The sequence below is a fragment of the Tabrizicola sp. genome (genome assembly GCF_016793705.1).
Classification (GTDB): domain Bacteria; phylum Pseudomonadota; class Alphaproteobacteria; order Rhodobacterales; family Rhodobacteraceae; genus Tabrizicola.
This window is the reverse complement of sequence record NZ_JAEULO010000039.1, coordinates 112,855-135,976: the sequence shown is the minus strand read 5'-3', so window position 1 is coordinate 135,976 and position 23,122 is coordinate 112,855. Positions and strand designations below refer to the sequence as shown.

Here is a 23,122-nt window from a genome sequence, read left to right as displayed (position 1 = left end):
GTTGCCCCTTCGATTACGCGGGTTTCCAAGCTTAATCCAGACGGAGCCGCTCCTCATGTCCTCCCCGGTCTCGCCCGATCAGAAGGGTGGCCAGACGCCGAAAACCTTCATGCCGCGCATCTTCTCGGGCATCCAGCCTTCGGGCGGGCTGACGCTTGGCAACTACCTCGGCGCGCTGAAGCGCTTCGTCGAAAAGCAGGACGAGGGGATCGAGACGATCTACTGCATGGTCGACATGCACGCGATCACCACCTGGCAAGAGCCCGCCAAGCTGCGCCAGCAGACCCGCGAGGGCGCCGCTGCCTTCATCGCGGCGGGGATCGACCCGAAACGTTCCATCCTTTTCAACCAGTCGCAAGTCGGTGCCCATGCCGAGCTGGGCTGGATCTTCAACTGCGTCGCGCGGATGGGCTGGATGGGTCGGATGACCCAGTGGAAGGACAAGACCGCCGGCAAGAACGCAGAGGCCGCGAGCCTTGGCCTGTTCGCCTACCCTTCGCTGATGGCCGCCGACATCCTGCTCTACCACGCCACCATGGTCCCGGTCGGCGAGGACCAGAAACAGCACCTGGAGCTGACCCGCGACATCGCGATCAAGTTCAACAATGACTACGGGGTGGATTTCTTCCCGGTGGTGGAGCCCCTGATCGAAGGCGCGGCGACCCGGGTGATGAGCCTGCGGGACGGCACCAAGAAGATGTCGAAATCCGACCCCTCGGACCAAAGCCGGATCAACCTGACCGACGACGCCGACACCATCGCCGCCAAGATCCGCAAGGCGAAGACCGACCCCGCGCCGTTGCCGGACACCGCCGAAGGCCTCAAGGACCGCCCCGAGGCGCGGAACCTGGTGAATATCTACGCGGCCCTTGCGGGCCATACGGTCGACCAGGTGATCCGTGACTTCGCGGGTGCCCAGTTCGGCACCTTCAAGCCCGCGCTGGCCGACCTTGCGGTGGCGAAGCTGTCGCCGATCACCAGCGAGATGAACCGCCTCATGGCCGACCCCGCCGAGATCGACCGCATCCTCGGCGACGGGGCCGACCGCGCCGACGCCATTGCCCGGCCGATTCTGGAGCAGGTCTACGACATCACCGGCATGATCCGCTCGCGCCGAAAGTAATCCACAGCTTTCGACGCACCCGCGCCGGGCCTGTCACATTCCCGTTTCAGCCGGTGGCTAGCGTCCGGGCTGTCCGGAGATGCGATCTGTCCCCATCGCCCGGTCCGGCCCGCTGCCCCTGAAGGCCCGGACCTTCCCGACACGCCCCCGTGCGGCTCGCACGGGGGCCTTTTTCTTCCTCCGCGTGCAGGGGCCGCCGCTCTCCACCCGCCAGATGCCAAGCCTTTGACTCTCCAGACTCTCCTGGCTGCAGAAATCGCTTTTCCACAGCTATTTTCGGAAGAAATCGCTTTACAGACTTCCGCTTTGGCCACACCATATTTAGTAAGGGTCGCGTCGGGCAAACGCTGATCCTTGCCAGATACCCAGTTTCTAGTGGGTTTCGGCCCACCAGAAGCTTCATGATGAGGCCGGGCATGTCGCTTTCCGAAGACTACGCTGCGATGGAAGACCTCCATCCCATCGACATCGTCGAGACCCTGGCCGAGCACCATGCCTGGGAATTCGACCGCGTTACCGATGACCAGATCGCAATGGCGGTCGAAGGCCAGTGGCGCACCTACTCGCTGACGCTGGCCTGGTCGGAACAGGACGAAACCCTGCGCCTGATCTGCACCTTCGAGATGGAGCCGCCGGAGGAGAAGATCGGCGCGCTCTACGATGTGCTCAACCGCTGCAACGACATGGTCTGGTCCGGCGCCTTCACCTGGTGGTCGGAGCAGAAGCTGATGGTCTGGCGCTATGGGCTGGTGCTCTCGGGCGGCCAGGTGGCGGGACCGGAGCAGATCGACCGGCTTATCGCCGCCGCCGTGATGGCCTCGGAACGCTTCTACCCGGCCTTCCAACTGGTGTCCTGGGGCGACCAGACCCCGGCGGAAGCGATGAAAGTCGCCATTGCCGAGGCCTACGGGCGCGCCTAACCTTCCCCCGGTTTGAAGGGGGTGTCGATGACATTGGAACGCGTGGCCCAGGATGGGCTGGTGCTGCTTGGCTGCGGCAAGATGGGGACGGCCTTGCTGACCGGCTGGCTGGCGGCAGGGGTGCCTGCGGCATCGGTCTGGGTGATCGAGCCCAATCCGACCGACTGGCTGAAGGGCAGCGGAGTCCATCTGAATCAGGGGGTTCCGCCTGCCCCTGCCGTGGCCCTGCTGGCAGTGAAGCCGCAGATGATGGGCGCGGCGCTGCCTGCCTTGCAGGCTTTGGGCAACGGCCAGACGCTCTTCGTCTCCATCGCCGCCGGGACGAAGATTTCCACCTTCGAGGAGGTGCTGGGCGCGCAGACCCCAATCGTTCGCACCATGCCCAATACACCCGCGATGGTCGACCGGGGGATTACCGCGATTTGCCGAAATGCTCATGTGTCCGACGCTGATTTCGCGCTTGCCCGCGATCTGATGGCCGCTGTCGGGCAGGTCGTAGAACTGACTGGTGAAGCTCAGATTGACGCCGTGACCGCCGTCTCCGGCTCTGGCCCCGCCTATGTCTTCCACCTCATCGAGACGATGGCCGCTGCGGGCGAGGCCGAGGGACTGCCCGCAGATGTCGCCATGAAACTTGCCCGCGCCACGGTCTGCGGGGCAGGGGAGCTGGCCTTTCAAAGCCCTGAAAGCGCTGCACAATTACGCATCAACGTCACCTCTCCCGGCGGCACCACGGCAGCGGCGCTGGGGGTGCTGATGGACCCGGAAGTCGGCTTTCCGCCTTTGCTTCGCCGCGCGGTAAAGGCCGCAGCAGACCGAGGACGGGAGCTTGGCAAATGACCATCACCTATGCCGATTTCGAGAAGGTCGACATCCGGGTCGGCCGCATCACCCGCGCCGAACCCTTCCCCGAGGCGCGGAAACCGGCCTACAGGCTCTGGGTCGATTTCGGGCCGGAGATCGGCGAGAAACGCTCTTCGGCGCAGATCACGAAGCACTATACGCTGGAGCAGCTGGTCGGGCGGCAGGTGTTGGGGGTGGTGAACTTCCCGCCGCGCCAGATCGGGCCGGTAAAGTCCGAGGTGCTGGTGTTGGGCGTCCCGGACGAAGACGGCGCGGTCGTGCTGATCGGGCCGGGGCATGAGGTTCCGCAGGGAGGAAAGCTGTTCTGATGCAAAGGCTTATGATCACCCGCCGCCTGCCAGACCGTGTGCTGGACGCAGCCCGCGCCCGCTTTGACGTCACCCTGCGGGACCGGACCGAGGTGCTGTCGCCCGAGGAACTCCGCGCTGCGCTGCGCGACTACGACGCGGTGCTGCCGACCTTGGGGGACCGCTTCCAGGCCGATGTTTTCGCTGACGTTTCGGCGCCTCGTGCGAAGATCCTCGCAAACTTCGGGGTGGGCTACAACCACATCGACGCCGTTGCCGCCAAGGCCGCGGGGCTCGCCGTGACGAACACCCCCGGCGCGGTCACGGATGCGACCGCCGACATTGCGGTTTCCCTCATCCTGATGACCGCGCGGCGGCTGGGCGAGGGGGAGCGGATTCTTCGCGCGGGCGGCTGGGACGGCTGGGGGCCGGTGCAGATGCTGGGCACCCATGTCACCGGAAAACGCCTTGGGATCATCGGCTTCGGGCGGATCGGCAAGGCGATTGCCAAGCGCTGCCACTACGGCTTCGACATGGAGGTGGTGTTCCACAACCGCTCGCGCGTCGAGGACCCCGGCCTGCCCGCGCGGCAGGTGGAAATGGCCGAGGCTATGGCTTCGGATTTCGTTGTGGTGGCAGTGCCCGGGAGCCGCGAGACATATCACCTGATCGACGCCAAAGTCTTGGGAATGATGCGGAAAACCGGCATCTTCGTGAACATCTCGCGCGGGGATGTGGTGGATGAGACCGCGCTGATCGACGCCCTGCAACAGGGCCGGATCGCGGGGGCGGGGCTGGATGTCTATGAATTCGAGCCGAAGGTTCCGGTGGCGCTGATGGCGATGGAAAACGTCACCCTGCTGCCGCATCTGGGCACCGCCTGCCTGGAGGTGCGCGAGAACATGGGGATGATGGCGGTGGAAAACCTGATCGCCTGGGCCGAGGGCCGGACCCCGCCAAACCTGGTTAATCCATAGCCGGATCGGGGTCGGAAGTGGCGTCTGCGATCCGTCTGGAGACGGTATGGAAACCCTACATACGCGCGTATGGGCTGAAATCCGTTAACCTTTCGGAGGGTGGGCAATTTGCCCGCCCTCCGACACGGCAGACTACCGGACTACGCCGCCGCCTTCTCGCCCCCGAAACGACCGTAGAAGGTTTCGCCCTTCTCGGCCATCTCGCGCAGCAGCGTCGGCGCATGGAACCTCGGCCCGAACTGCGCGGTCAGGCCGCGGCAGATTTCCACCGCGCGTCCCGCGCCGATGATATCGAGCCACGAGAACGGACCGCCTGACCAGGGCGCGAAGCCCCAGCCGAGGATCGCGCCCACGTCGCCCTCGCGGATGTCGGTGAGAACGCCCTCTTCCAGCGCACGCACAGCCTCCAGCACCTGGGCGAAGAGCAACCGGTGCTGCACATCGGTCAGCGAGGGCTGCATCTTGTCCTGCGGATACTTCGCCTCCAGCCCCTCCCACAGGCCCAGGCGTTCGCCCTTGTCGGAATAGGCGTAGAAGCCCGCGTTGGCTTTCTTGCCGAGACGGCCCTGGTCGGCCATCCAGAACAGCACATGGTCCACCGCCTCGTCCGGATAGTCCTTGCCCATCGCGGCCTTGGTGGCCTTGGCGATCTTGACGCCCAGGTCGATCGAGGTCTCGTCGACCAGCTGCAGGGGCCCGAGCGGCATCCCCACCAGCTTTGCGGCATTCTCCACCAGCGCCGGTTCCACCCCTTCGGCGACCATGCGGATGCCTTCGTTGATATAGGGGATGATGCAGCGGTTGGCGTAGAAGAAGCGGGCGTCGTTGACGACGATCGGGGTCTTGCGGATCTGGCGGACGAAATCCAGGGCCTTGGCCACGGCACGGTCGCCGGTCTGCTTGCCGCGAATGATCTCGACCAGGTTCATCTTGTCGACGGGCGAGAAGAAGTGGATGCCGATGAACTCATCGGGCCGCTTCGACGCCGCGGCGAGGCCGGTGATCGGCAAGGTGGAGGTGTTGGTGGCGTAGATGCAGCCCGCGCTCACCACGGCCTCGATCTTGTGGGTCACGTCGGCCTTGACCTTGGGGTCCTCGAAGACGGCCTCGACCACCAGATCGACGCCTTTCAAAGCAGCGTAGTCGGTGGTCGCGGTGATCCGGCCCAGAACTTCGGCCTTCTTCTCAGCCGTCACCTTGCCGCGCTTCATACCCTTGTCGAGCAGAGCCTCGGAATGGGCCTTCCCGCGATCCGCCGCGTCCTGCGTCGAGTCGATCAGGACAACCTCGATCGCTGCATTGGCGGCGACATAGGCGATCCCCGCCCCCATCATGCCCGCGCCGATGACGCCCAGCTTCTTCACGGCCATGTCCTCGACCTTGGGCCGGTTCGCACCCTTCTCCAGTGCCTCCTTGTTGATGAAGAGCGAGCGGATCATCGCCGAGGAGGAGGGATTCATCAGGACTGAGGTGAACTGCCGGGCCTCGATCTTCAGCGCGGTTTCGAAGGGCACCAGTGCGCCTTCGTAGACGGCGGCGAGCAGGGCCTTGGCCGCTGGATAGACGCCCATCGTCTTGCCATGCACCATCGCAGAGGCGCCGACGAAGATGGGGAAGCCGGGGGCGGAATAGGGCGCGCCGCCGGGCATCTTGTAGCCCTTCGCGTCCCAGGGTTTCACCAGATCGGCTTCGGTCGCGGACAGGACCCAGTCCTTCGCCCGCTTCAGCAGGTCTTCCGGGGCCACGACCTCGTCGATCAGCCCCGCACCCTTGGCTTCCTTCGGCGAGGAGAGCTTGCCCTCCAGCAGGAAAGGCGCCGCCATCATCGCGCCGAGCTTGCGCGACAGCCGCGTGGTGCCGCCCGCCCCGGGGAAGATGCCGACCATGATCTCGGGCAGGCCGATCTTGGCCTTCGGGTTGTCGGCGGCAATGATGCGGTGGCAGGAGAGCGGCAGCTCCAGCCCGATCCCAAGGGCGGTGCCGGGCAGGGCCGCAACGATGGGCTTGCCGCCTTTCAGGGTCTTCGGGTCCATCCCGGCGCGCTCGATCTTGCGCAGCACATGGTGCATCTGCATCACGCCGTCGAAGATCGCCTGCGCGCCACCCGCCCGCATCTTCGCGATGACCTTCAGGTCCATGCCCCCGGCGAAATCCTTCTTTCCGCTCGTGATTATGATGCCCTTCACGCCTGCATCGGTCAGCGCCGTGTCGATCAGCCCGTTCAGCGTCGCGAAGGCCTCGGTCGACATGACGTTCATCGACTTGGACTTCACGTCCCAGGTGATGGTGGCGACGCCGTCGGCATCGGTGGTCATGGTGAAGTCGGTCATTGGGCGATCTCCTTGGGCCAGCCGGGATAGGGGGTGCCGTCCTTCATGGCGAAGGTGCGGAACCCGTTCCGGCGCGAGTAATGCAGGTCGATGTCGGGGTAGTGGCAGGCGTCCTCGGCAAAGCGGGTGCCGGTGATGAAGAGCGTGGCAGGCGCGCTGCCGTCATTGCGCAGGCAATGGGCGTTGGGCTGACCGGCAGGCCAGCAGACGCAGGTGCCGGGGCCGATGACCCTCGGACCATCGTTTTCCAGCAGCGTCACGCTGCCGTCGAGGACATAGAGGAACTCATCCTCCTCCTCGTGCCAGTGCCGCAGGCTGGTCTGTCCACCGGGATGCAGGATTTCCACGAAGGCGCCGAACTGGGTCAGCCCGCCCGCATCGGACAGCGCGATGTCTTCCGCATCGCCGAGGTTGGAGAACTGGGCCGGGTAGTTGTTGGCGCAGTAGATGGCCGGGACGGATCCGGCGCGGATCACATTCGGGCGGGACCTGCCGTCGAAAGGCTTTCCCCAGGGCTCGCGCAGGCCCAGAAGCTCCTCGGGCAGGTCGCCGCCCTTGAGCCGGTTGTCCTGGGCATCGACGATCTTCCACGTGGTCTCGCCGTTGATCTGCCGCCACCCGTCATCCGGGTAGGTGCAGATGTCCCCCTTGGCACGCGAGCCGACGATCAGCCAGCGGGCAGGCACGTCGCCCCGGTTGGTCAAGTGGTGGCCGTTCGGCTGACCATGCGGCCAGCAGACCGCATCGCCGGGGAAGAGGTCGGTCATCCCGTTGTCATCGCGCAGGGTGGCGGTGCCGGAGAGGAGGTAGATGAATTCGTCCTCGGCCGAATGCCAATGCCGATGGCTGGACCAGGCGCCGGGGTCGAGCGTGTCGACATAGGCGCCGAACTGGGTCAGCCCACCCGCGACCGACAGGTGCAGTGTATGCAGGCCCTTGTCGCCGCTGGTCGGCGCGGAGGCGGGATTGACGATCATGACGCCCCGGCATGAGTCGCGGCGTCGATCTGGGCGAAAAGCTGTTCCTCGGTCAGCGGCCAGCGTTTGGCGGTCAAGGTATAGTGCGCTTCCGAGAACAGCCAGTGCCCGTCCCGGCGGACAAGCGTATGGCGCGAGACGTGCGCGCAGGCCAAGGGGGCTCCGCCGGCGAGCATATGGGTGTGGTGCCAGCCCTCGATCCGGTCGCGGGCCACATAATCAGCGGCGCGGGAAACACGTTCGTAATGGGTGACACCACGCGCCTTCAGGCCCTGTGACAGGGCGTCGAAGGTGGGGCGCAGGTCGGCGACGGTCGAAACCAGCAGATCGGCGGTGGCGGTGTGGATCAGATAGGGCAAGTCGATCATCGCCGCATAGGTGTCGAAGTCGCCCGCAAGGATGGCTTCTGAGACGGCGTTCAGCGCATCCTGATAGATCGTCAGCGGATTCATCGCGGCCCCGTCCAGTCAGCGCCATCCTTGTAGGTGAAGCGGGCCTTCCCGGCTGCCATCTCAACCCGGAGATCGACATCGGAATAGGTCGCCACCTCGCGTGGGGCCTTGGTGCCGACGACAAGGAACTTCGCCACCTTTTCGGTGCGGTTGATGAAATGGTGTCCATCCGGGCTGCCCGCCGGAAAGGCCGCGCAGTCGCCCGCACGCATCACAGTTTCGCCCGCATCCTGCACCAGCGTGCATTCGCCTTCCGTCACCATCACGAACTCATCCTCGTTCTGGTGCCAGTGCCGCAGGGAAGACAGCGCGCCGGGCTCCAGGCTGACAAGGTTGGCGCCGAACTGGGTCAGCCCGCCCGCATCGCCCAGGCGAAGGGACGAACGTCCCTGCATCATGCTGGCGTAGGGCTCGGGATAGATCGAGCCGGTCTTCACCGGAACCTTGGCAGGGTCAATCACGGGCATCGGGGCCTCCTCCGGTTGGGCGTAGGCCCGGCAGGGAGGTTTCCCGTGTCAGGCGGACAGGGCGAGCGCCGCGAACTGGCGGTCGAGTTCGGGCATCGACAGACGGGTATAGCTGACCATCTCGGTCTGAAGGCCGATGCCGGTATCGCGGCAATAGTAGACGGCCTGCGAGACGCGCGTCGCTTCCACCGGGAAGGCGATTTCCTGCCAGTTGACCCAGACCCGGAACCGCCCCGCGCGGGGCAGGTCGATGGCCGAGACCTTCGGGCGCAGCGCGACCACGCCGCGGCCGACCAGCGCTTCGCGCAGGTGTTCGAACACAGTACACGCCTGATCGGGCGCACTGACAACCAAGCGGCTTGTATGCAGGAAGATCGGCAGCGGGAAGACATAGGAGTCCATCAGCCGATCGAACTGGCCGGAGAGCAGAAGCTCTCCCTTTGTCTGCAAATGCGCCGTGATCTGCGAATACAGCATGAAAAGGGTTCCCAAAACGTTTTGGATATCCGTCCATCTTGGGAGAATCACCCTTCGCACGGCGTAAGTTTGCGACATTTCCCGCTCCGCAGGCGACATCGACGTGGCGTCGCGCCGTGCCGATGAGAATTGCAGTCGATGTGTCGCGTCCCGGCATCAGACCCGCTCGATGATCGTGGCAGCGCCCATGCCGGACGCGATGCAAAGGGTCGCCAGACCCATCGCCTTGTCCTGTCGCTCCAGCTCGTCCAGGAGCGTGCCGATGATGATTGCTCCGGTCGCGCCAAGGGGGTGGCCCATGGCGATGGAACCGCCGTTGACGTTGACTAGCGCCGGGTCGACATCGAAAGCCTGCTGAAAGCGCAGGACGACCGAGGCGAAGGCCTCGTTCACCTCGAAGAGGTCGATGTCGCCGATCTGCAGCCCGCTGTCGTGCAGGATCTTCTGCGTCGCCGGAACCGGGCCGGTCAGCATGATCGTCGGATCGGTGCCGATCTTCGCGGTCGCCCGGATGCGGGCGCGGGGTTTCAGCCCATAGGCCTTGCCGAATTCGGCATTGCCGATCAGGACCGCCGCCGCCCCGTCCACGATGCCCGAGGAGTTCCCGGCGTGGTGGATATGTTCGATACGTTCCAGATGCGGGTATTTCATGATCGCGATCTTGTCGAAGCCGGGCATCGACTCGCCCATGTCCTTGAAGGCGGGCTTCAGGGCACCCAGCGCCTGCATGTCGGTACCGGGGCGCATGTATTCATCGGTCGAGAGGATCGGAAGACCGTTCTGGTCGGTGATCGTCAGGATCGATTTCGCGAACCGGCCCTCTTTCCAGGCCTGCGCCGCCCGGCGCTGGGATTCCATCGCCAGAGCATCGGCCTGATCGCGGGTAAAGCCGTATTCGGTGGCGATGATATCCGCCGAAATCCCCTGCGGCACGAAATAGGTCTTCATCGCGAGCGTCGGGTCCACGGCAATCGCCGCGCCGTCCGACCCCATCGCAACGCGGCCCATCATCTCCACCCCGCCGGCGATATAGGCCTGCCCGGCGCCGCCCTTCACCTGGTTGGCGGCGAGATTGACCGCCTCCATTCCGCTGGCGCAGAAACGGTTGATTGCAAGGCCCGGAATGCGTTCGTCAAGATCCGAGGCCAGAACCGCCGACCGCGCGAGGCACCCGCCCTGCTCGCCCACCTGGGTGACGTTGCCCCAGATCACGTCCTCGACCGCGTGGCCTTCCAGCCCGTTCCGTTCCTTCACCGCGTTCAGCACCTTGGCCGACAAGGCGACCGAGGTCAGCTCGTGCAGCGACCCGTCGGGGCGACCCTTGCCGCGCGGGGACCGGACGGCGTCATAGATGAAAGCTTCGGACATTGTCGTCTCCTCAGGTGGCGGGGAAGGCCCGCTGCATCAGATCATAGGGATGTTTCCAGCCGGGCAGACCTGCAATCCGGTCAAGCCAGGCATCGACATTTGGCCAGTCCTTGCGGTCAAAGCCGTATGGCTCGGGGTAGTAGAGATAGCCGCAGCACGACAGATCGGCGATGGTGGGCGCCTCGCCGACGATCCAGTCGCGGCTGGCGAGGTGGTCGTTCAGGATGGTGTAGGCGGCCTTCAGGCGGCCTTGCAGGAAGGGGATCACGCCTTCGGGGCGCTTGCCGGCGGGCAGGAAGTTCATCAGGAACCGCGTGGTGCCGATCATGGTGGAAAGCTTGTGGTTGTCCCAGAACAGCCAGCGCAGGATTTCCTGCCGGTCAAAGTCGGAGGTGCCCCCCAGCTTGCCGGTCGAGGCCGCGATGTGGTCAAGGATAACGCCCGACTGGGTCAGCGTCAGGTCCCGGTCGACCAGCACGGGCACTTCGCCCATCTCGTTGATCTTGCGGAATTCAGGCGATCGCGCCTCGCCCTTGAAGAAGTCCACGAAGACCGGCTCCCAGGTGGCGCCCGTCATCTCCAGCGCCAGCGCGCATTTGTAGGCGTTGCCGCTTTCACCGAAACAGTAGAGTTTCATGCCGTCCTCCCCGACAGTCATAGCAATCAGGAGGGCCTGCGGGACTTTGCCCTGTCAGGCCCGCCTGTCGGTCGAAGCCTAGAACGCCTCGACGGCGAGTGCCATCACAGGATCGGCACCGCTTTCGATGCGTGCCAGATGCGCGGCGCAGGCCGGAAGCTGGCGGGCCATGTAGAAGCGGCCCGTCGCGACCTTCGCCTCATAGAAGGCACGGTCGCCCGCGCCCGCATCCAGCGCGGCATGGGCGGCCTTGGCCATCCGGGTCCACATCAGGCCCAGGCAGACATGGCCCATCAGGTGCATGAAGTCATAGGACCCGGCCAGCGCGGCATTGGGGTTCTTCATGCCCTGCTGCATGAAGAACATGCCCGCCGCCTGCATCTGCTTCGACGCGGCCTTCAGCGGTTCGACAAAGCCCGTCATCCGCTCGTCGCCGTCATGCGCCTTGCACTCGGCCTTGACCATCTCGAAGAAGGCCATCACATGCTTGCCGCCATCGGTTGCAAGCTTGCGGCCCACCAGGTCCAGCGCCTGCACGCCGTTCGCGCCTTCATAGATCTGGGCGATGCGGGCGTCGCGCACGAACTGCGACATACCCTGTTCCTCGATATAGCCGTGCCCGCCAAAGATCTGTTGGGCCTGCACCGCCATCTCGAAACCCTTGTCGGTCTGGAAGCCTTTCAGGACCGGGGTCAGAAGACCGATCAGCCCGTCCGCGTCTGCATCGCCGTGATGCGCCCGGTCGATCAGAGTCGCGCCCCAATAGGTCAGCGCGCGGGCCCCTTCGACAAAGCTCTTCTGCTCCATCAGGTTGCGGCGGATGTCGGGATGCACGATCAGCGGATCCGCCGGGCCCTTGGGGTTCTCCGCCCCGGTCACGGCACGGCCCTGAAGCCGGTCCTTCGCGTAGGCGAGCGAGTTCTGGTAGGCCGCTTCGGCCACGGCATAGCCCTGCAGCGCCACGCCAAGGCGGGCCTCGTTCATCATCGTGAACATGGCCTTCATGCCCTTGTGGAGGTCCCCCAACAGCCAGCCGGTCGCCCCGTCATAGTTCATCACGCAGGTGGCATTGCCGTGGATGCCCATCTTCTCCTCGACCTTGCCGACCGAGACGGCATTGCGGGCGCCGAGCGAACCGTCAGCGTTCACCATGACCTTCGGCACGATGAAGAGGCTGATGCCCCTCGTCCCCTCACCACCGCCCGGCGCTTTCGCCAGCACGAGGTGCACGATGTTCTCGGCCATGTCGTGGTCGCCCGCCGAGATGAAGATCTTCTGCCCGGTGATCCTGTAGGACCCATCCGCCTGCGGTTCGGCCTTGGTGCGCAGAAGCCCGAGGTCGGTGCCGCAATGCGGTTCGGTCAGGTTCATCGTGCCGGTCCACTCGCAGGTGACAAGCTTCGGCAGCCATTTCGCCTTCTGCTCGTCCGTCCCGTGCACCAGGATCGCCGAATAGGCGCCGTGGGTCAGGCCCTGGTACATGTTGAAGGCCATGTTGGCCGAGACGAAGGTCTCGTTCACCACCGTGTGCATCAGGTAGGGCAGGCCCTGTCCGCCATAGTCCGGTGCCGCGTCCAGCGACATCCAGCCGCCTTCGGACAGCGTGCGGAACGCCTCCTTGAAGCCCTTCGGCGTGCGAACGACGCCGTTTTCCAGGTGGCAGCCTTCGGTGTCGCCCACGGCATTCAGGGGGGTGAGGATGTCCTGCGCGACCTTCGCCGCCTCGTCCAGCACGGCCCCGGTGAAGCTTTGTTCCAGATCGGCATAGCCGGGAATGTCGGCTTCGCTGATCTTGAGCAGGTCGTGCAGCAGGAACTGCATGTCCTTCACGGGGGCGGTGTAGCTGGCCATCTCTTTTTCCTCTTCCCTTGTCAGTGCCGCGCGCCGGGCGCGGATCGTTCAGGCCGCGCGCCGGGGCACCAGACCCTTGGCTTCGGCATCGGCCAGCTCGGCCTTCAGGTCCGCAATGGCCAGGTCCAGCTCGGCGCGCTGGGTTTCCATTTCCGCCAGCCGCTTCACGGCCAGATCGTAGGCCTTCTGCCGCTGGGCAGTCAGCCCGCCGTCGCGATCGTAGAGGTCCAGCGTCTGCCGGATATCCTCCAGGCTGAAGCCGAAGCGCTTTCCGCGCAGGATCAGCGCCAGCCGCGCCCGGTCGCGCCGGGTGAAAAGCCGCCGTGTCCCGATGCGGATCGGGGTCAGCAGTTCCTTGGCCTCGTAGTACCGGAGCGTGCGGGGCGTCACCTCATAGGCCTCGCACATCTCGCGGATGGTCATCACGTCGGTCGGAATGTCGGTATTCATGGGCTCACTCGTTATTGGGTTGCATCTGTGCGGCGGCAGATGCGAGCCCGGCCCCACGATTACCAGAGCAGTTGACGCTAACGTCACTGTGACGTCACGTCAGATCAGGCGCTGACGTGAAGTCACGGCCATCCGGGCAACTTCGGGGGGAGAAACGGCCAGAAGGCCGGGCACGTCGGCCCGGCCTTGTCCTGCCGCCGCCACCCGGTTCAGCGCAGGACCATGCCCTCGGGCCAGGTCAGAACCTGTTCCAGGGTGATCGTTTCCTTGCCCCCTGCCGCCAGCTCGAACTCCCAGGCGAGGATGCCGCGCTGGCCCTCGACGTCGGTTTCCGTCGGCTCGGGCGAGGCGGAGACCTCGATCTCCAGATCGTCCTGCTCGCTGTAGGGCACCTGGTCCAGGATGCGGACCGGCCAGGCCTCGTCCCCGGTGTTCTCGACCGTGATCACCGCGCTTTCGCTTTGCTGGTTGGCGCTGGTGAAGACCCCGGTCTCGCCCTCGGCCCGCTTCGGCATCTCGCGTTTGACCCGCACAGTCTCCAGCGCGCCGAAGGCCACGTCGGTTTCCACCCCCGGCGCGATCACGTCCAGCCAGGTGGAGCCGACAAGCACGCCCTCACGGAACAGCATGGCCTGACCGGGCAAGAGCGGCTCGTCGCTGGCGTTGGTGAAGCTCGCCATGACGAAGGCGGTCTTGTCGAGACGCGGAACGGCGACAGCCTCGATCACCGGCGCGAACGACAGGCTGTCGAGCGCCAGCCGCAGGTCCTCGGCCCCGGTCGCAACGGTGACGGGCTCGGGGTAGTTGTAGACGACGGTGTCGCCCTCCATCGCGGCGCCTGCCGTGATGGGGGCGGGGGCGGCTTCGGCGACGACCTCGCCCTGGGCCATGACACCACCCGCGATGTCCGACTTGCGCGCCAGATCGTAAGCCTCCACCTCTGGCCCGATGGTGCGCAATTCAGGCCAGAGCTGCGATGGCGCGGCCTGCTCCGAAGGTCGCGAAGAGGACAGTGTCAGCGCAACCCCCGCCCAGTCCTCGCCCGTGTATTGCGTCACGAGGACCGATCGGCTCAGCACCAGCGCATCGTCGCCCGCGCGGGTCAGGTTCAGGTCGTAGACCGGCCTCCAGCTGGCATTGCCGACATATTGCGTGACGGTGACGGTCTGCTCGCCAGCTTCAGCGACGTTCACAGCGACCGACAGCGCGGTGTAGTCCATGTCGGCGGACGGCAGCGCGTCATAGGCGGCCTGCGCTTTCGCCAGCGCGTCCTGCGCCTCGGTCACGGCCTTGCGGACGGGCGGCAACTCGGCCTTGGCGGCCAGCGCGGCCTGCCGGGCCGCCAGCGTCTCGGCGCCGATCATCGCCGCCATCGACTTGATCGTGTCGGGCGTGGCCCCGTCCGGCAGCGCGCCGGTGAACGAGGACAGGAACCGCACCTGCGCCTCGGCGGCCTCGACCTTCGCCGTGACTGCCTCCAGCGCCAGCTGGGCCTGGTCGGCGGTGGCCTCGGCGGCCTCGACCTGAGCTTTGGCAGCCTTCTGCGCCTCGGTCAGCGGGTCCTCGCGCGGGGGCAGGCGGTCGGCGCGCAGGTTGAAGGCCCCGAGTTGCAGGCCTTCAGAGGGCGCAAGACGGATGAGGCCCGGGTCGCTGTCATAGGGCAGGTCGGTGACAAGCAACTCATGCGGCCCGGCGGAGGGGGCGGTGAAGCTGACCTCGCGCGTCAGCTTTGCGCCGTCGGGGTAGACGGTGACGGCGGTGATCCGGCTGGTCGCTGCGATGGTGTCGGCGCAGGCGGGCAAGGCGGTGGAGGCGAGAAGAACGGCAATCAGCGCGCGCATCGGCGGGGCCTTTCGGTTGGATGTCGCGCGAAAGGTAGGCCCGGCGCGGCAGGGGCGGCAAGGGCGGGAAACCCGTCCCAAGGAATTCGCTCCGGCTTGCGTCAATCCATCTCGAACCGCGCGGGATCGGGGCCGCAGCGTTGGCCTTCGTCCAGGGTGGCGATGGCGGCCATCTCCGCTTCGGTCAGGGCGAAGTCGAAGAGGTTCAGGTTCTCGCGCAGCCCCGCCTCGCGGGTCGAGCGCGGGATGACCGCGGCGCCGATCTGGAGATGCCAGCGCAGGATCACCTGCGCCGGGCTCTTGCCGGTGCGGCGGACGGCAGCCTGCACGGGGGCGGTCTCGAAGCTTTTCCCCTGGCCGAGCGGCGTCCAGCTTTGGGTGACGATTCCGTGTTTCGCATGGAAGGCGCGGAGGGCCGGTTGCTGGAGCCTCGGGTTGATCTCCACCTGATTCAGCACCGGGGTGACGCCGGTTTCGCCGATGAGGCGGGTGAGCTGCGGCTCCTGGAAGTTCGACACGCCGATGGAGGTGGCGCGCCCCTCCTCGCGCAGCCGGATCAGCGCGCGCCAGGTGTCGAGGTAGAGGTCCTTCCTGGGGCAGGGCCAGTGGATCAGCAGCAGATCGACATGGGTCAGACCCAGCCGCTTCAGGCTGGCCTCTGCCGCACGCAGGGTCTTGTCGAAACCCTGCTCGCTGTTCCAGACCTTGGTGGTGACGAAGACCTGCTCACGCGGCAGGCCGGAACGGCGGATGCCCTCGCCCTGGCCTGCCTCGTTGCCGTAGATCGCCGCGCCGTCGACCAGCCGGTAGCCGAGGTTCAGGGCGGTCGCGGTGGTTTCCGCCGTCGTGGCGGCGGGGACCTGCCAGAGGCCGAAGCCCAGTTGCGGGATATGGCGGCCGTCGTTCAGGGGAAGCATCTGGGTCATCGGGGGTCTCCTGCCGGGTGGACAGGAAAGCCCGTGCGGCGGGCAAGTGCAAGGGCTCAGGGCCGGGCCAGCGCCCGGATGGCAATGCCTGGCAGGGGATGGCCCGGAAAGCCTTGCCCGAAACGACGTACCAGGTCCTGGTAGGCGGGACCGACCTGACTGGACTTGGCGAGGGTATTTCCGGTGGCGGCGTCCGTCAGGACAAGTCCGCCGCCAGCCGGAACGAACTTCAAACCCCGCTGGGCAAGTGCCAGATGCAACTGCCCCCAAGTGCCGGAAACCGCCAGCGCTTCTGCGACGAGGAGCCGAAGGCGAACGAGGAGCCGCTCGTCGGGAACTTCGTTCCTCCTCGCTTTGCGGCTGTCGTGACGCTTCACCTCGAGGCGGATCAGGTCACGCAATACGGCGCCCGGAGTTTCGTCCCGCGCCTTGCACAGCGCCTGGAACCGCCGCCACAGCACATCATCGCAATGAAAAAGGGTCTCGGCCATAAGCCAAGACCCTCCCGTAGCAAGGTTAAGAAACCCTTAGCCCTTCTTCAGCACCTTCGACCCCAGAAGCTCCGCGATCTGCACCGCGTTCAGCGCCGCGCCCTTGCGCAGGTTGTCGCTGACGCACCACAGGTTCAGCCCGTTCTCGATGGTCGAATCCTGCCGCACCCGGCTGACATAGGTCGCGAACTCGCCGACGCATTCGATGGGGGTGATGTAGCCGCCGGGTTCGCGCTTATCCACCAGCATGACGCCCGGCGCCTCGCGCAGGATGTCCTGCGCCTCCTGCCAGTCGAGGAACTCTTCGGTCTCGATGTTGATCGCTTCCGAATGGCCGACGAAGACCGGCACCCGGACGCAGGTCGCCGTGACCTTGATCTTCGGATCGAGGATCTTCTTCGTCTCGGCCACCATCTTCCATTCTTCCTTGGTCTCGCCCGAGTCCAGGAAGACGTCGATATGCGGGATCACGTTGAAGGCGATCTGCTTGGAGAACTTCTTCGGCGGAACCTCGTCGGTCGGGTTGTAGACCGCCTTGGTCTGGTTCCACAGCTCGTCCATGCCTTCCTTCCCGGCGCCCGAGACGGACTGGTAGGTCGACACCACGACGCGGGTGATCTTCGCCCGGTCATGCAGCGGCTTCAGCGCCACCACCATCTGCGCGGTGGAGCAGTTGGGGTTGGCGATGATGTTGCGCTTGGCATAGCCGTGGATCGCATCGGCGTTCACTTCCGGCACGATCAGCGGGATCTCGGGGTCGTAGCGGTAGAGGCTGGAGTTGTCGATCACCACGCAGCCCGCGGCGGCGGCCTTGGGGGCATAGACCTTGGTCGCCTCGGAGCCCACGGCGAACAGCGCGATGTCCCAGCCGGTGAAGTCGAAGGTGTCGAGGTCCCTGGTCTTGATAGTCTTGTCGCCGAAGCTGACCTCGGTGCCGAGGGACTTGCGCGACGCAAGTGCCGCGATCTCGTCCACCGGGAACTCGCGCTCGGCGAGGATGTTCAGCATTTCGCGGCCCACGTTGCCCGTGGCACCCGCGACGACGACCTTGTAGCCCATCGGGGTTCTCCTATCCGTCCCCACCGTCGGGGACGGGCGGCTGTTAGCGCATGGCCCGCGCCGGGGAAAGCGGATTCGTGGGGGCCCGCGTCAGTGCGGCCGGTCCTGTGACCAGAGGTAGACGAAAAGACCAATGGCCGTGGTGACGGCGAAGAACAGGAATACCGCCTGATAGGGCGCTGCGGGCGGCGTCGCTTCGGTCGCGGCATGAAGGCGGCCGGTGACGATCTGGGCAATTCCGATGGGGGCGATGCCGAAAAGGTTCAGAAGCGTCACCCCCCGGCCCGTCAGATGCGCAGGCACGAAGGACCGGCCATGCGCCAGCACGATGGGGAAGCTTGCGCCGAAGAAGCCGGCGGCGACGAGGATCGCCACAGCCACCACCGGCGGGGCCGCCGCGAACCACCAGAGCGCGACCAGGCAGGCCAGCATCACCGCGTTTCCGGCGACGACCAGCGCCTTGCGCCGCCCGAGCCAGCGGTCGACCGGTCCGTAGGCGAAGTTGCCCGCCACCATCGCCAACCCCATCCACAGGCTGACCCGCCCGATCTCCAGCTGGTCCGCGCCGTGGACATCAGCAAAATAAGGCCCGATCCAGAGCCCCCGCAGCCCGGCGATGGGGGTGTAGCAGACCGTCATCATGATCAGGATCGGCCAGAGCACCGGCATCTTCAGCAATTCCCACAGCGACCCGCTCCGCGCTCCGTCCAGCCGCTCGGGGTCGCGCACCAGCAGCAGGATCGCCAGCGCCACGACCCCGGTGATCGCGGCCAGGCCCATCACCGTCTCGCGCCAGCCGAAGGCCGTGACTGCCCAGGACAGCGGCAGCGACGAGGCGACATTGCCCAGCGTCCCCACCCCGAGCGTCAGCGCGGCCAACGTGCCGAAGACGGCGGGGGAAAACTGCCGGGCATAGATGAAATAGTTCGCCATCAGCACCGGCGCACAGCCGATGCCGATCAGCGCCATGGCAAGCTTGATCTGCATCGCTCCCGTCGCCTGCGCGAAAAGCACCGCTCCCGCCGCGCCCACCGCCATCAGCACCCCGGCGGTCAGACGCGGCCCCACCCGGTCCAGCCAGCCGCCGATGGGCACCTGCATGGCCGCGAAGGCCAGGAACCACCAGCCCGAGGCCGAAGCCAGCTCTGCCGCCGTGACGTGCAGATCCTCGGTCAGCACCGGGGTCATCACGGCCAGGAAGGCACGGTAGAACTGGCTCAGGACATAGGCGAGAACGAGGGCTGCGATGCCGATGCGCATGGGATGGCCTTTCGGGGGGATCTGCCGGTTGTGGCAAGCACTGACGCCGACCGCAAGGCCGATTTCTTCAAGAAATCGCTCCGGAGTTTGAAAACTCCGGTCCCGGTCGGACTTGCGGGACTCCCGCTTCCGGCGTCAGATGCAGGGGTCCCCTCCGGAGGTTCCCATGTGCCGTTTCCTCGTCCCCGCCCTCCTCCTCGCGAGCCCCGCCCTCGCCAACGACGGCTTCGGTGGGCTTTCCGCCACCGGCCTCACCTTCGGCCAGACCGATGCCGTCGCGATGGAGGAGGAGCGGCTTTTCATCGGGCTCGACACCATCGCGGTGGACTATGTCTTCCGCAACACCACCGATACCGACGTGACCGGCGAGGTGATCTTCCCCCTGCCGCCCATCGCGGTCTGGTCGGGTTACGAGGCGATGATGAACCTGCCGGAAGACCTGACCCGCCCCGATATCGTGGGCTTCACCGCGACGGTCGACGGCCAGCCGGTTACTGTCGCCATCGACAGGATCGCGGTGCTGGAGGACGGCTATGACGAGGCCAACCCACCCTCCAAGCAGTATGACGATCCCGGCCGTGACGTGACCGCCGATCTGGAGCGGCTGGGCATTCCCCTGACGCTCGACTTTGCGACGGTGCGCGACGTGCTGCTCTCCTTCCCGGTAGAGAAGCGCAACGAACTCGCTGCGCTGGGGCTGGCGGAGTACTACGCAGGAGATCCGGCCAACGACATCGCGCCCGACGTCTGGGGCGCATGGTCCATCGTGACACGGTATCACTGGACGCAAACCTTCCCCGCGGGGAAATCGGTGAAAGTCAGCCACTCCTATACCAACCGCCCACCCGGGGGGCTGTTCTACTGGACCGACCCGCCCGAGGACTACCAGACCTATCTGGTCGATCAGTACTGCATCGACACCGGCACCTCGAAGGCGATGATCAAGGCGCTGAAGAACCCGCAGGGTGACGAATTCGGCAACTACGGCACCTCGTGGAACATCTCCTACGTCCTGCGCACCGCGAACAGCTGGGCCGGGCCGATCGGCAAGTTCACCATGACGCTCGACAAGGGCGACCCGAAGAACGTCATCTCGCTCTGCGCCGAGGGGGTGAGGAAGACCGGCCCGACGACCTTCGTCATCGAGAAGACCAACTACACGCCCGAGCGCGACCTGGAGGTATTGATCGTGCAGCCGATGACTCAGGAGTAGCCGCGCGTCGAGGAGCCGTTTTTGTCAGGCGGGCTGACCCACCGCCATCACCCGCTCGCGGATCGGCAGGTGGACGATGGCCGAGAAGGCTCCGACGCCGACGCCGATCCACCAGACCAGCGTGTAGTCGCCGTTCAGGTCATACATCCGGCCTCCAAGCCAGACTCCCAGGAACCCGCCGATCTGGTGGGAAAGGAACACCACGCCGTAAAGCGTGCCCATGTAGCGGATGCCGTAGATATGCGCGACGAGCCCCGAGGTCAGCGGGACCGTCGCGAGCCAGAGCGATCCCATCACGGCAGAGAACAGCAGGACCGAGAATGGGGTGATGTCATTCATGATGAAGGCGGCGGCGGCGATGGTGCGGCCGACGTAGATGGCGAACAGCAGGTATTTTTTCGTGTAGCGCTTGCCCAGATACCCGGCGGTCAATGTGCCGACTATGTTGAAAAGCCCGATCACCGCGATCGACACCGCGCCAAGGGCCGAGGTCGTGGTGATGCCGATGTCGGCCAGGATGCCGCCTGCGTCGATAGGCGAGCAAAGCTCGGTCACGAAGGCCGGGAAATGCGCGGTGATGAACGCGAGCTGATAGCCGCAGGAGAAGAAGCCAAGGAAGATCAGCGTGTAGGACGGGTCCTTGAAGGCGCGGACCAGCACCTGACCCATGCTCTCCTCAAGCTCCTGCTTCGATGCCAGCGCCGGGCTGCGCAGGAACGGCAGCGCGGCGAGTGTCGCCAGGATCACCACGGCGAAGATGATGAACACGGTCTGCCAGTGATAGCTTTGCAGCAGCCATTCCGCCGTGGGCGCACCGAACACCTGGCCGGCCGATCCGGCAGCGGTCGCGATGCCCAGTGCCATCGACCGGTTCTCCGCCGACGAGGCCCGCCCGACAATGGCAAGGATCACCCCGAATCCCGTCCCCGCGATCCCGAAGCCGACCAGGATCGCCAGCAGCTGGTGCTGACCGGGCGTGACGGCATAGGCCGAGAGCACGAGCCCCGCCGCATAGAGGAGCGCCCCGGCAACGATCGCCCTGCGGTCGCCGAAGCGTTCCGCAAGGGCACCGAACAGCGGCTGGCCGATGCCCCAGGCCAGGTTCTGGATCGCGATGGCCAGCGAGAAGTCTGACCGGAGCCAGCCAAACTCCTCGGCGATGGGGATCTGGAACACCCCGAAACTGGCCCTCACGGCGAAGGAGATCATCAGGATCACGCAGCCTGCGATCAGGACGGGGGTGATCAGCGAGGTCTTGGTCATGTCGGTCTCCGGGCGCCGGGGCGCGGAAGGTGCGCCGGTGGCGAAGCGGCGTCAAATGGAGAATTGTGATGGTCACAGCCACGAATGCTGATTGCGCGTCCCGGCGCTCCGGAATTTCGTTGCGGATGTGCCGCAGATCGGCGGAGTATCGGAGGCCAGCGCCCGGCTAAACCGCTTCCGGCTTTCACCCAGGTGAAGGCGCCGTTAAGGGCCGGGCGCGGATGCAAGGGAGACGGGAATGGCCGATTGGTGGCGTGGCGCTGTGACCTATCAGGTCTATCCCCGGTCGTTCCAGGATTCGAACGGCGACGGGGTGGGCGACCTGCCCGGCATCACCCGACGCCTGCCCTATCTGGCCGCGCTGGGGGTCGATGCGGTCTGGCTCTCGCCCTTCTTCAAAAGCCCGATGAAGGACATGGGCTACGACGTCTCGGACTATTGCGACGTCGACCCGGTCTTCGGCACGCTGGCCGATTTCGACGCATTGATCGCCCGCGCGCATGAGTTGGGGCTGAAGGTGATCATCGACCAGGTGCTGAGCCACACTTCCGACCAGCACCCGTTCTTTGCCGAAAGCCGGAAGGACCGGGTGAACCCGAAGGCCGACTGGTATGTCTGGGCGGATCCGAAGCATGACGGAATGCCGCCCTGCAACTGGCTGTCGGTCTTCGGCGGCCCGGCCTTCCAGTGGGACGCGCGACGCAAGCAGTATTACCTGCACAACTTCCTGACCTCGCAGCCCGACCTGAACTACCACAATCCGGCGGTGCAGGACTGGGCGCTGGAGAGCATGCGCTTCTGGCTCAAGCGCGGGGTGGACGGCTTCCGCTTCGACACGGTGAACTACTTTTTCCAGGATGCGCTGTTCCGCGACGATCCGGCGGATTACCGGGTGAAGGCCGAGCCCGAGGGCAATCCCTACGGGATGCAGTATCATATCTTCTCCAAGAACCAGCCGGAGAACCTGCTCTGGATGGAGCGCATCCGCAAGCTGCTGGACGAATACGGCGCGGCCTCGGTGGGCGAGATGGGCGAGCAGCACCATGCGATCCGGATGATGGGGGAATACACCGCGCCGGGGCGGCTGCATCAGTGCTATTCCTTCGAGCTGATGGGCTATGACTTCGACGCCGGCTTCTTCCGCGACCGGGTGGAGGGCTTCTTCAAGGGTGCTCCGGACGGCTGGCCGATGTGGGCCTTCTCCAACCACGATGTCGTCCGCCACGCGACCCGCTGGGCGAAGCATGGTGAAAGCGCCGAGACGGTGGCGAAGCAGGCGGGGTCGCTCCTTCTGGCCTTCGAGGGGTCGATCTGCCTTTGGGAAGGCGAGGAGCTGGGCCAGACCGACACGCCGCTGGACTTCGAGGAACTGACCGACCCGCAGGGCATCAACTTCTGGCCCGAACCCATCGGGCGGGACAATACCCGGACACCGATGGTCTGGGATGGCTCGCCCAACGCGGGCTTCACCACCGGCAAGCCCTGGCTGCCGGTAAAGCCGGAACAGGCTGCCCGGAATGTCGCGGGGCAGGAGGGCGCGCAGGGATCGGTGCTGGAACATTACCGGGCGGCGATCGCGTTCCGGAAAGGGTCGGTGGCGCTGCGCGAGGGGAAGACGCGGTTCCTGGACCTGCCCGAGCCGGTGCTGGGCTTTGTCAGGGGCGATGGGGAGGGCGCGCTTCTGTGCCTGTTCAACCTGTCGCCGGTGGCACTGTCGATCACGGTTTCGGGTGTCGGGGCGCCGGTCGGGCCGTCGCTTCACGCCGTGCTGGAGGGCGACCGGCTGACACTGGGTCCGAACGCGGCGGCTTTCCTGCCGGTCACGGGGACGGTGGCGGTGCAGGACTGAGCTGTCCTGCGTGGACAGATTTTGCGCGCCAGTGAAATCA

The 23,122-nt window shown here is 65.7% G+C and carries 22 protein-coding genes; 7 read left to right on the top strand and 15 right to left on the bottom strand.

Annotated elements, in window-relative coordinates; genetic code table 11:
* The first annotated feature begins 55 nt into the window (after positions 1-55).
* The 5 genes from trpS (at position 56) to JNJ68_RS09485 (ending at position 4,171) form a co-directional block, all read left to right on the top strand.
* The gene (trpS, locus tag JNJ68_RS09505) at positions 56-1,123 is read left to right on the top strand and encodes a tryptophan--tRNA ligase (RefSeq protein ID WP_294981832.1); all 1,068 of its coding nucleotides are present in this window, start codon (positions 56-58) and stop codon (positions 1,121-1,123) included.
* Between the two features lie 416 nt (positions 1,124-1,539).
* On the top strand, positions 1,540-2,043 hold the full coding sequence (locus JNJ68_RS09500; RefSeq protein WP_294981830.1) for a YbjN domain-containing protein: 504 nt from the start codon (positions 1,540-1,542) through the stop codon (positions 2,041-2,043).
* 27 nt (positions 2,044-2,070) lie between these two features.
* Positions 2,071-2,883 (top strand): pyrroline-5-carboxylate reductase, encoded by an 813-nt coding sequence (proC, locus tag JNJ68_RS09495; RefSeq protein WP_294981829.1) that lies wholly within the window; start codon positions 2,071-2,073, stop codon positions 2,881-2,883.
* Complete coding sequence (locus JNJ68_RS09490) at positions 2,880-3,215, top strand: tRNA-binding protein (protein WP_294981827.1); 336 nt, start codon at positions 2,880-2,882, stop codon at positions 3,213-3,215. Before proC ends, JNJ68_RS09490 begins: the two co-directional genes overlap by 4 nt.
* On the top strand, positions 3,215-4,171 hold the full coding sequence (locus JNJ68_RS09485) for a D-glycerate dehydrogenase (RefSeq protein WP_294981826.1): 957 nt from the start codon (positions 3,215-3,217) through the stop codon (positions 4,169-4,171). The genes JNJ68_RS09490 and JNJ68_RS09485 overlap by 1 nt, the downstream gene beginning before the upstream one ends.
* A gap of 140 nt (positions 4,172-4,311) precedes the next feature.
* On the opposite strand, the gene JNJ68_RS09480 is transcribed toward JNJ68_RS09485, so the two are convergent.
* From JNJ68_RS09480 to JNJ68_RS09415, 14 genes are all read right to left on the bottom strand, one after another.
* Entirely contained in the window at positions 4,312-6,501 is a 2,190-nt protein-coding gene (locus tag JNJ68_RS09480) for a 3-hydroxyacyl-CoA dehydrogenase NAD-binding domain-containing protein (RefSeq protein WP_294981824.1), read from the bottom strand.
* Complete coding sequence (locus JNJ68_RS09475; RefSeq protein WP_294981823.1) at positions 6,498-7,478, bottom strand: cupin domain-containing protein; 981 nt, start codon at positions 7,476-7,478, stop codon at positions 6,498-6,500. Before JNJ68_RS09475 ends, JNJ68_RS09480 begins: the two co-directional genes overlap by 4 nt.
* Entirely contained in the window at positions 7,475-7,930 is a 456-nt protein-coding gene (locus JNJ68_RS09470; RefSeq protein WP_294981821.1) for a hypothetical protein, read from the bottom strand. The genes JNJ68_RS09475 and JNJ68_RS09470 overlap by 4 nt, the downstream gene beginning before the upstream one ends.
* Positions 7,927-8,397 carry a cupin domain-containing protein gene (locus JNJ68_RS09465; protein WP_294981819.1) on the bottom strand — a complete coding sequence of 157 codons (471 nt, stop codon included), beginning with the start codon at positions 8,395-8,397 and terminating at the stop codon, positions 7,927-7,929. The genes JNJ68_RS09470 and JNJ68_RS09465 overlap by 4 nt, the downstream gene beginning before the upstream one ends.
* A 48-nt stretch (positions 8,398-8,445) precedes the next feature.
* Positions 8,446-8,874 carry a hypothetical protein gene (locus tag JNJ68_RS09460; protein WP_294981818.1) on the bottom strand — a complete coding sequence of 143 codons (429 nt, stop codon included), beginning with the start codon at positions 8,872-8,874 and terminating at the stop codon, positions 8,446-8,448.
* Positions 8,875-9,030: 156 nt separating this feature from the next.
* Entirely contained in the window at positions 9,031-10,242 is a 1,212-nt protein-coding gene (locus JNJ68_RS09455; RefSeq protein ID WP_294981817.1) for an acetyl-CoA C-acetyltransferase, read from the bottom strand.
* Between the two features lie 10 nt (positions 10,243-10,252).
* A complete protein-coding gene (locus JNJ68_RS09450) occupies positions 10,253-10,900 on the bottom strand; it encodes a glutathione S-transferase family protein (protein ID WP_294981815.1) in 648 nt (215 codons plus the stop codon).
* Positions 10,901-10,957: 57 nt separating this feature from the next.
* A complete protein-coding gene (locus tag JNJ68_RS09445) occupies positions 10,958-12,730 on the bottom strand; it encodes an acyl-CoA dehydrogenase C-terminal domain-containing protein (RefSeq protein ID WP_294981813.1) in 1,773 nt (590 codons plus the stop codon).
* A gap of 48 nt (positions 12,731-12,778) precedes the next feature.
* Positions 12,779-13,168 carry a MerR family DNA-binding transcriptional regulator gene (locus JNJ68_RS09440; RefSeq protein WP_294981921.1) on the bottom strand — a complete coding sequence of 130 codons (390 nt, stop codon included), beginning with the start codon at positions 13,166-13,168 and terminating at the stop codon, positions 12,779-12,781.
* Positions 13,169-13,389: 221 nt separating this feature from the next.
* The gene (locus JNJ68_RS09435) at positions 13,390-15,021 is read right to left on the bottom strand and encodes a DUF4139 domain-containing protein (RefSeq protein ID WP_294981811.1); all 1,632 of its coding nucleotides are present in this window, start codon (positions 15,019-15,021) and stop codon (positions 13,390-13,392) included.
* 101 nt (positions 15,022-15,122) lie between these two features.
* Positions 15,123-15,947, bottom strand: a complete 825-nt coding sequence (locus JNJ68_RS09430; RefSeq protein WP_294981809.1) for an aldo/keto reductase — start codon at positions 15,945-15,947, stop codon at positions 15,123-15,125.
* Positions 15,948-16,003: 56 nt separating this feature from the next.
* Positions 16,004-16,438 carry a hypothetical protein gene (locus tag JNJ68_RS09425; RefSeq protein WP_294981808.1) on the bottom strand — a complete coding sequence of 145 codons (435 nt, stop codon included), beginning with the start codon at positions 16,436-16,438 and terminating at the stop codon, positions 16,004-16,006.
* Between the two features lie 36 nt (positions 16,439-16,474).
* A complete protein-coding gene (locus JNJ68_RS09420; RefSeq protein ID WP_294981806.1) occupies positions 16,475-17,497 on the bottom strand; it encodes an aspartate-semialdehyde dehydrogenase in 1,023 nt (340 codons plus the stop codon).
* 90 nt (positions 17,498-17,587) lie between these two features.
* Positions 17,588-18,757, bottom strand: a complete 1,170-nt coding sequence (locus JNJ68_RS09415; RefSeq protein WP_294981804.1) for an MFS transporter — start codon at positions 18,755-18,757, stop codon at positions 17,588-17,590.
* 166 nt (positions 18,758-18,923) lie between these two features.
* Between JNJ68_RS09415 and JNJ68_RS09410 the strand changes: the two genes are divergently transcribed.
* Positions 18,924-19,970: a DUF4424 family protein gene (locus tag JNJ68_RS09410; protein WP_294981802.1), complete on the top strand. Its 1,047-nt coding sequence runs from the start codon at positions 18,924-18,926 to the stop codon at positions 19,968-19,970.
* 24 nt (positions 19,971-19,994) lie between these two features.
* On the opposite strand, the gene JNJ68_RS09405 is transcribed toward JNJ68_RS09410, so the two are convergent.
* Positions 19,995-21,233, bottom strand: a complete 1,239-nt coding sequence (locus JNJ68_RS09405; protein WP_294981800.1) for an MFS transporter — start codon at positions 21,231-21,233, stop codon at positions 19,995-19,997.
* Positions 21,234-21,471: 238 nt separating this feature from the next.
* Between JNJ68_RS09405 and JNJ68_RS09400 the strand changes: the two genes are divergently transcribed.
* A complete protein-coding gene (locus JNJ68_RS09400; RefSeq protein WP_294981798.1) occupies positions 21,472-23,082 on the top strand; it encodes an alpha-amylase family glycosyl hydrolase in 1,611 nt (536 codons plus the stop codon).
* Positions 23,083-23,122: the final 40 nt, after the last annotated feature.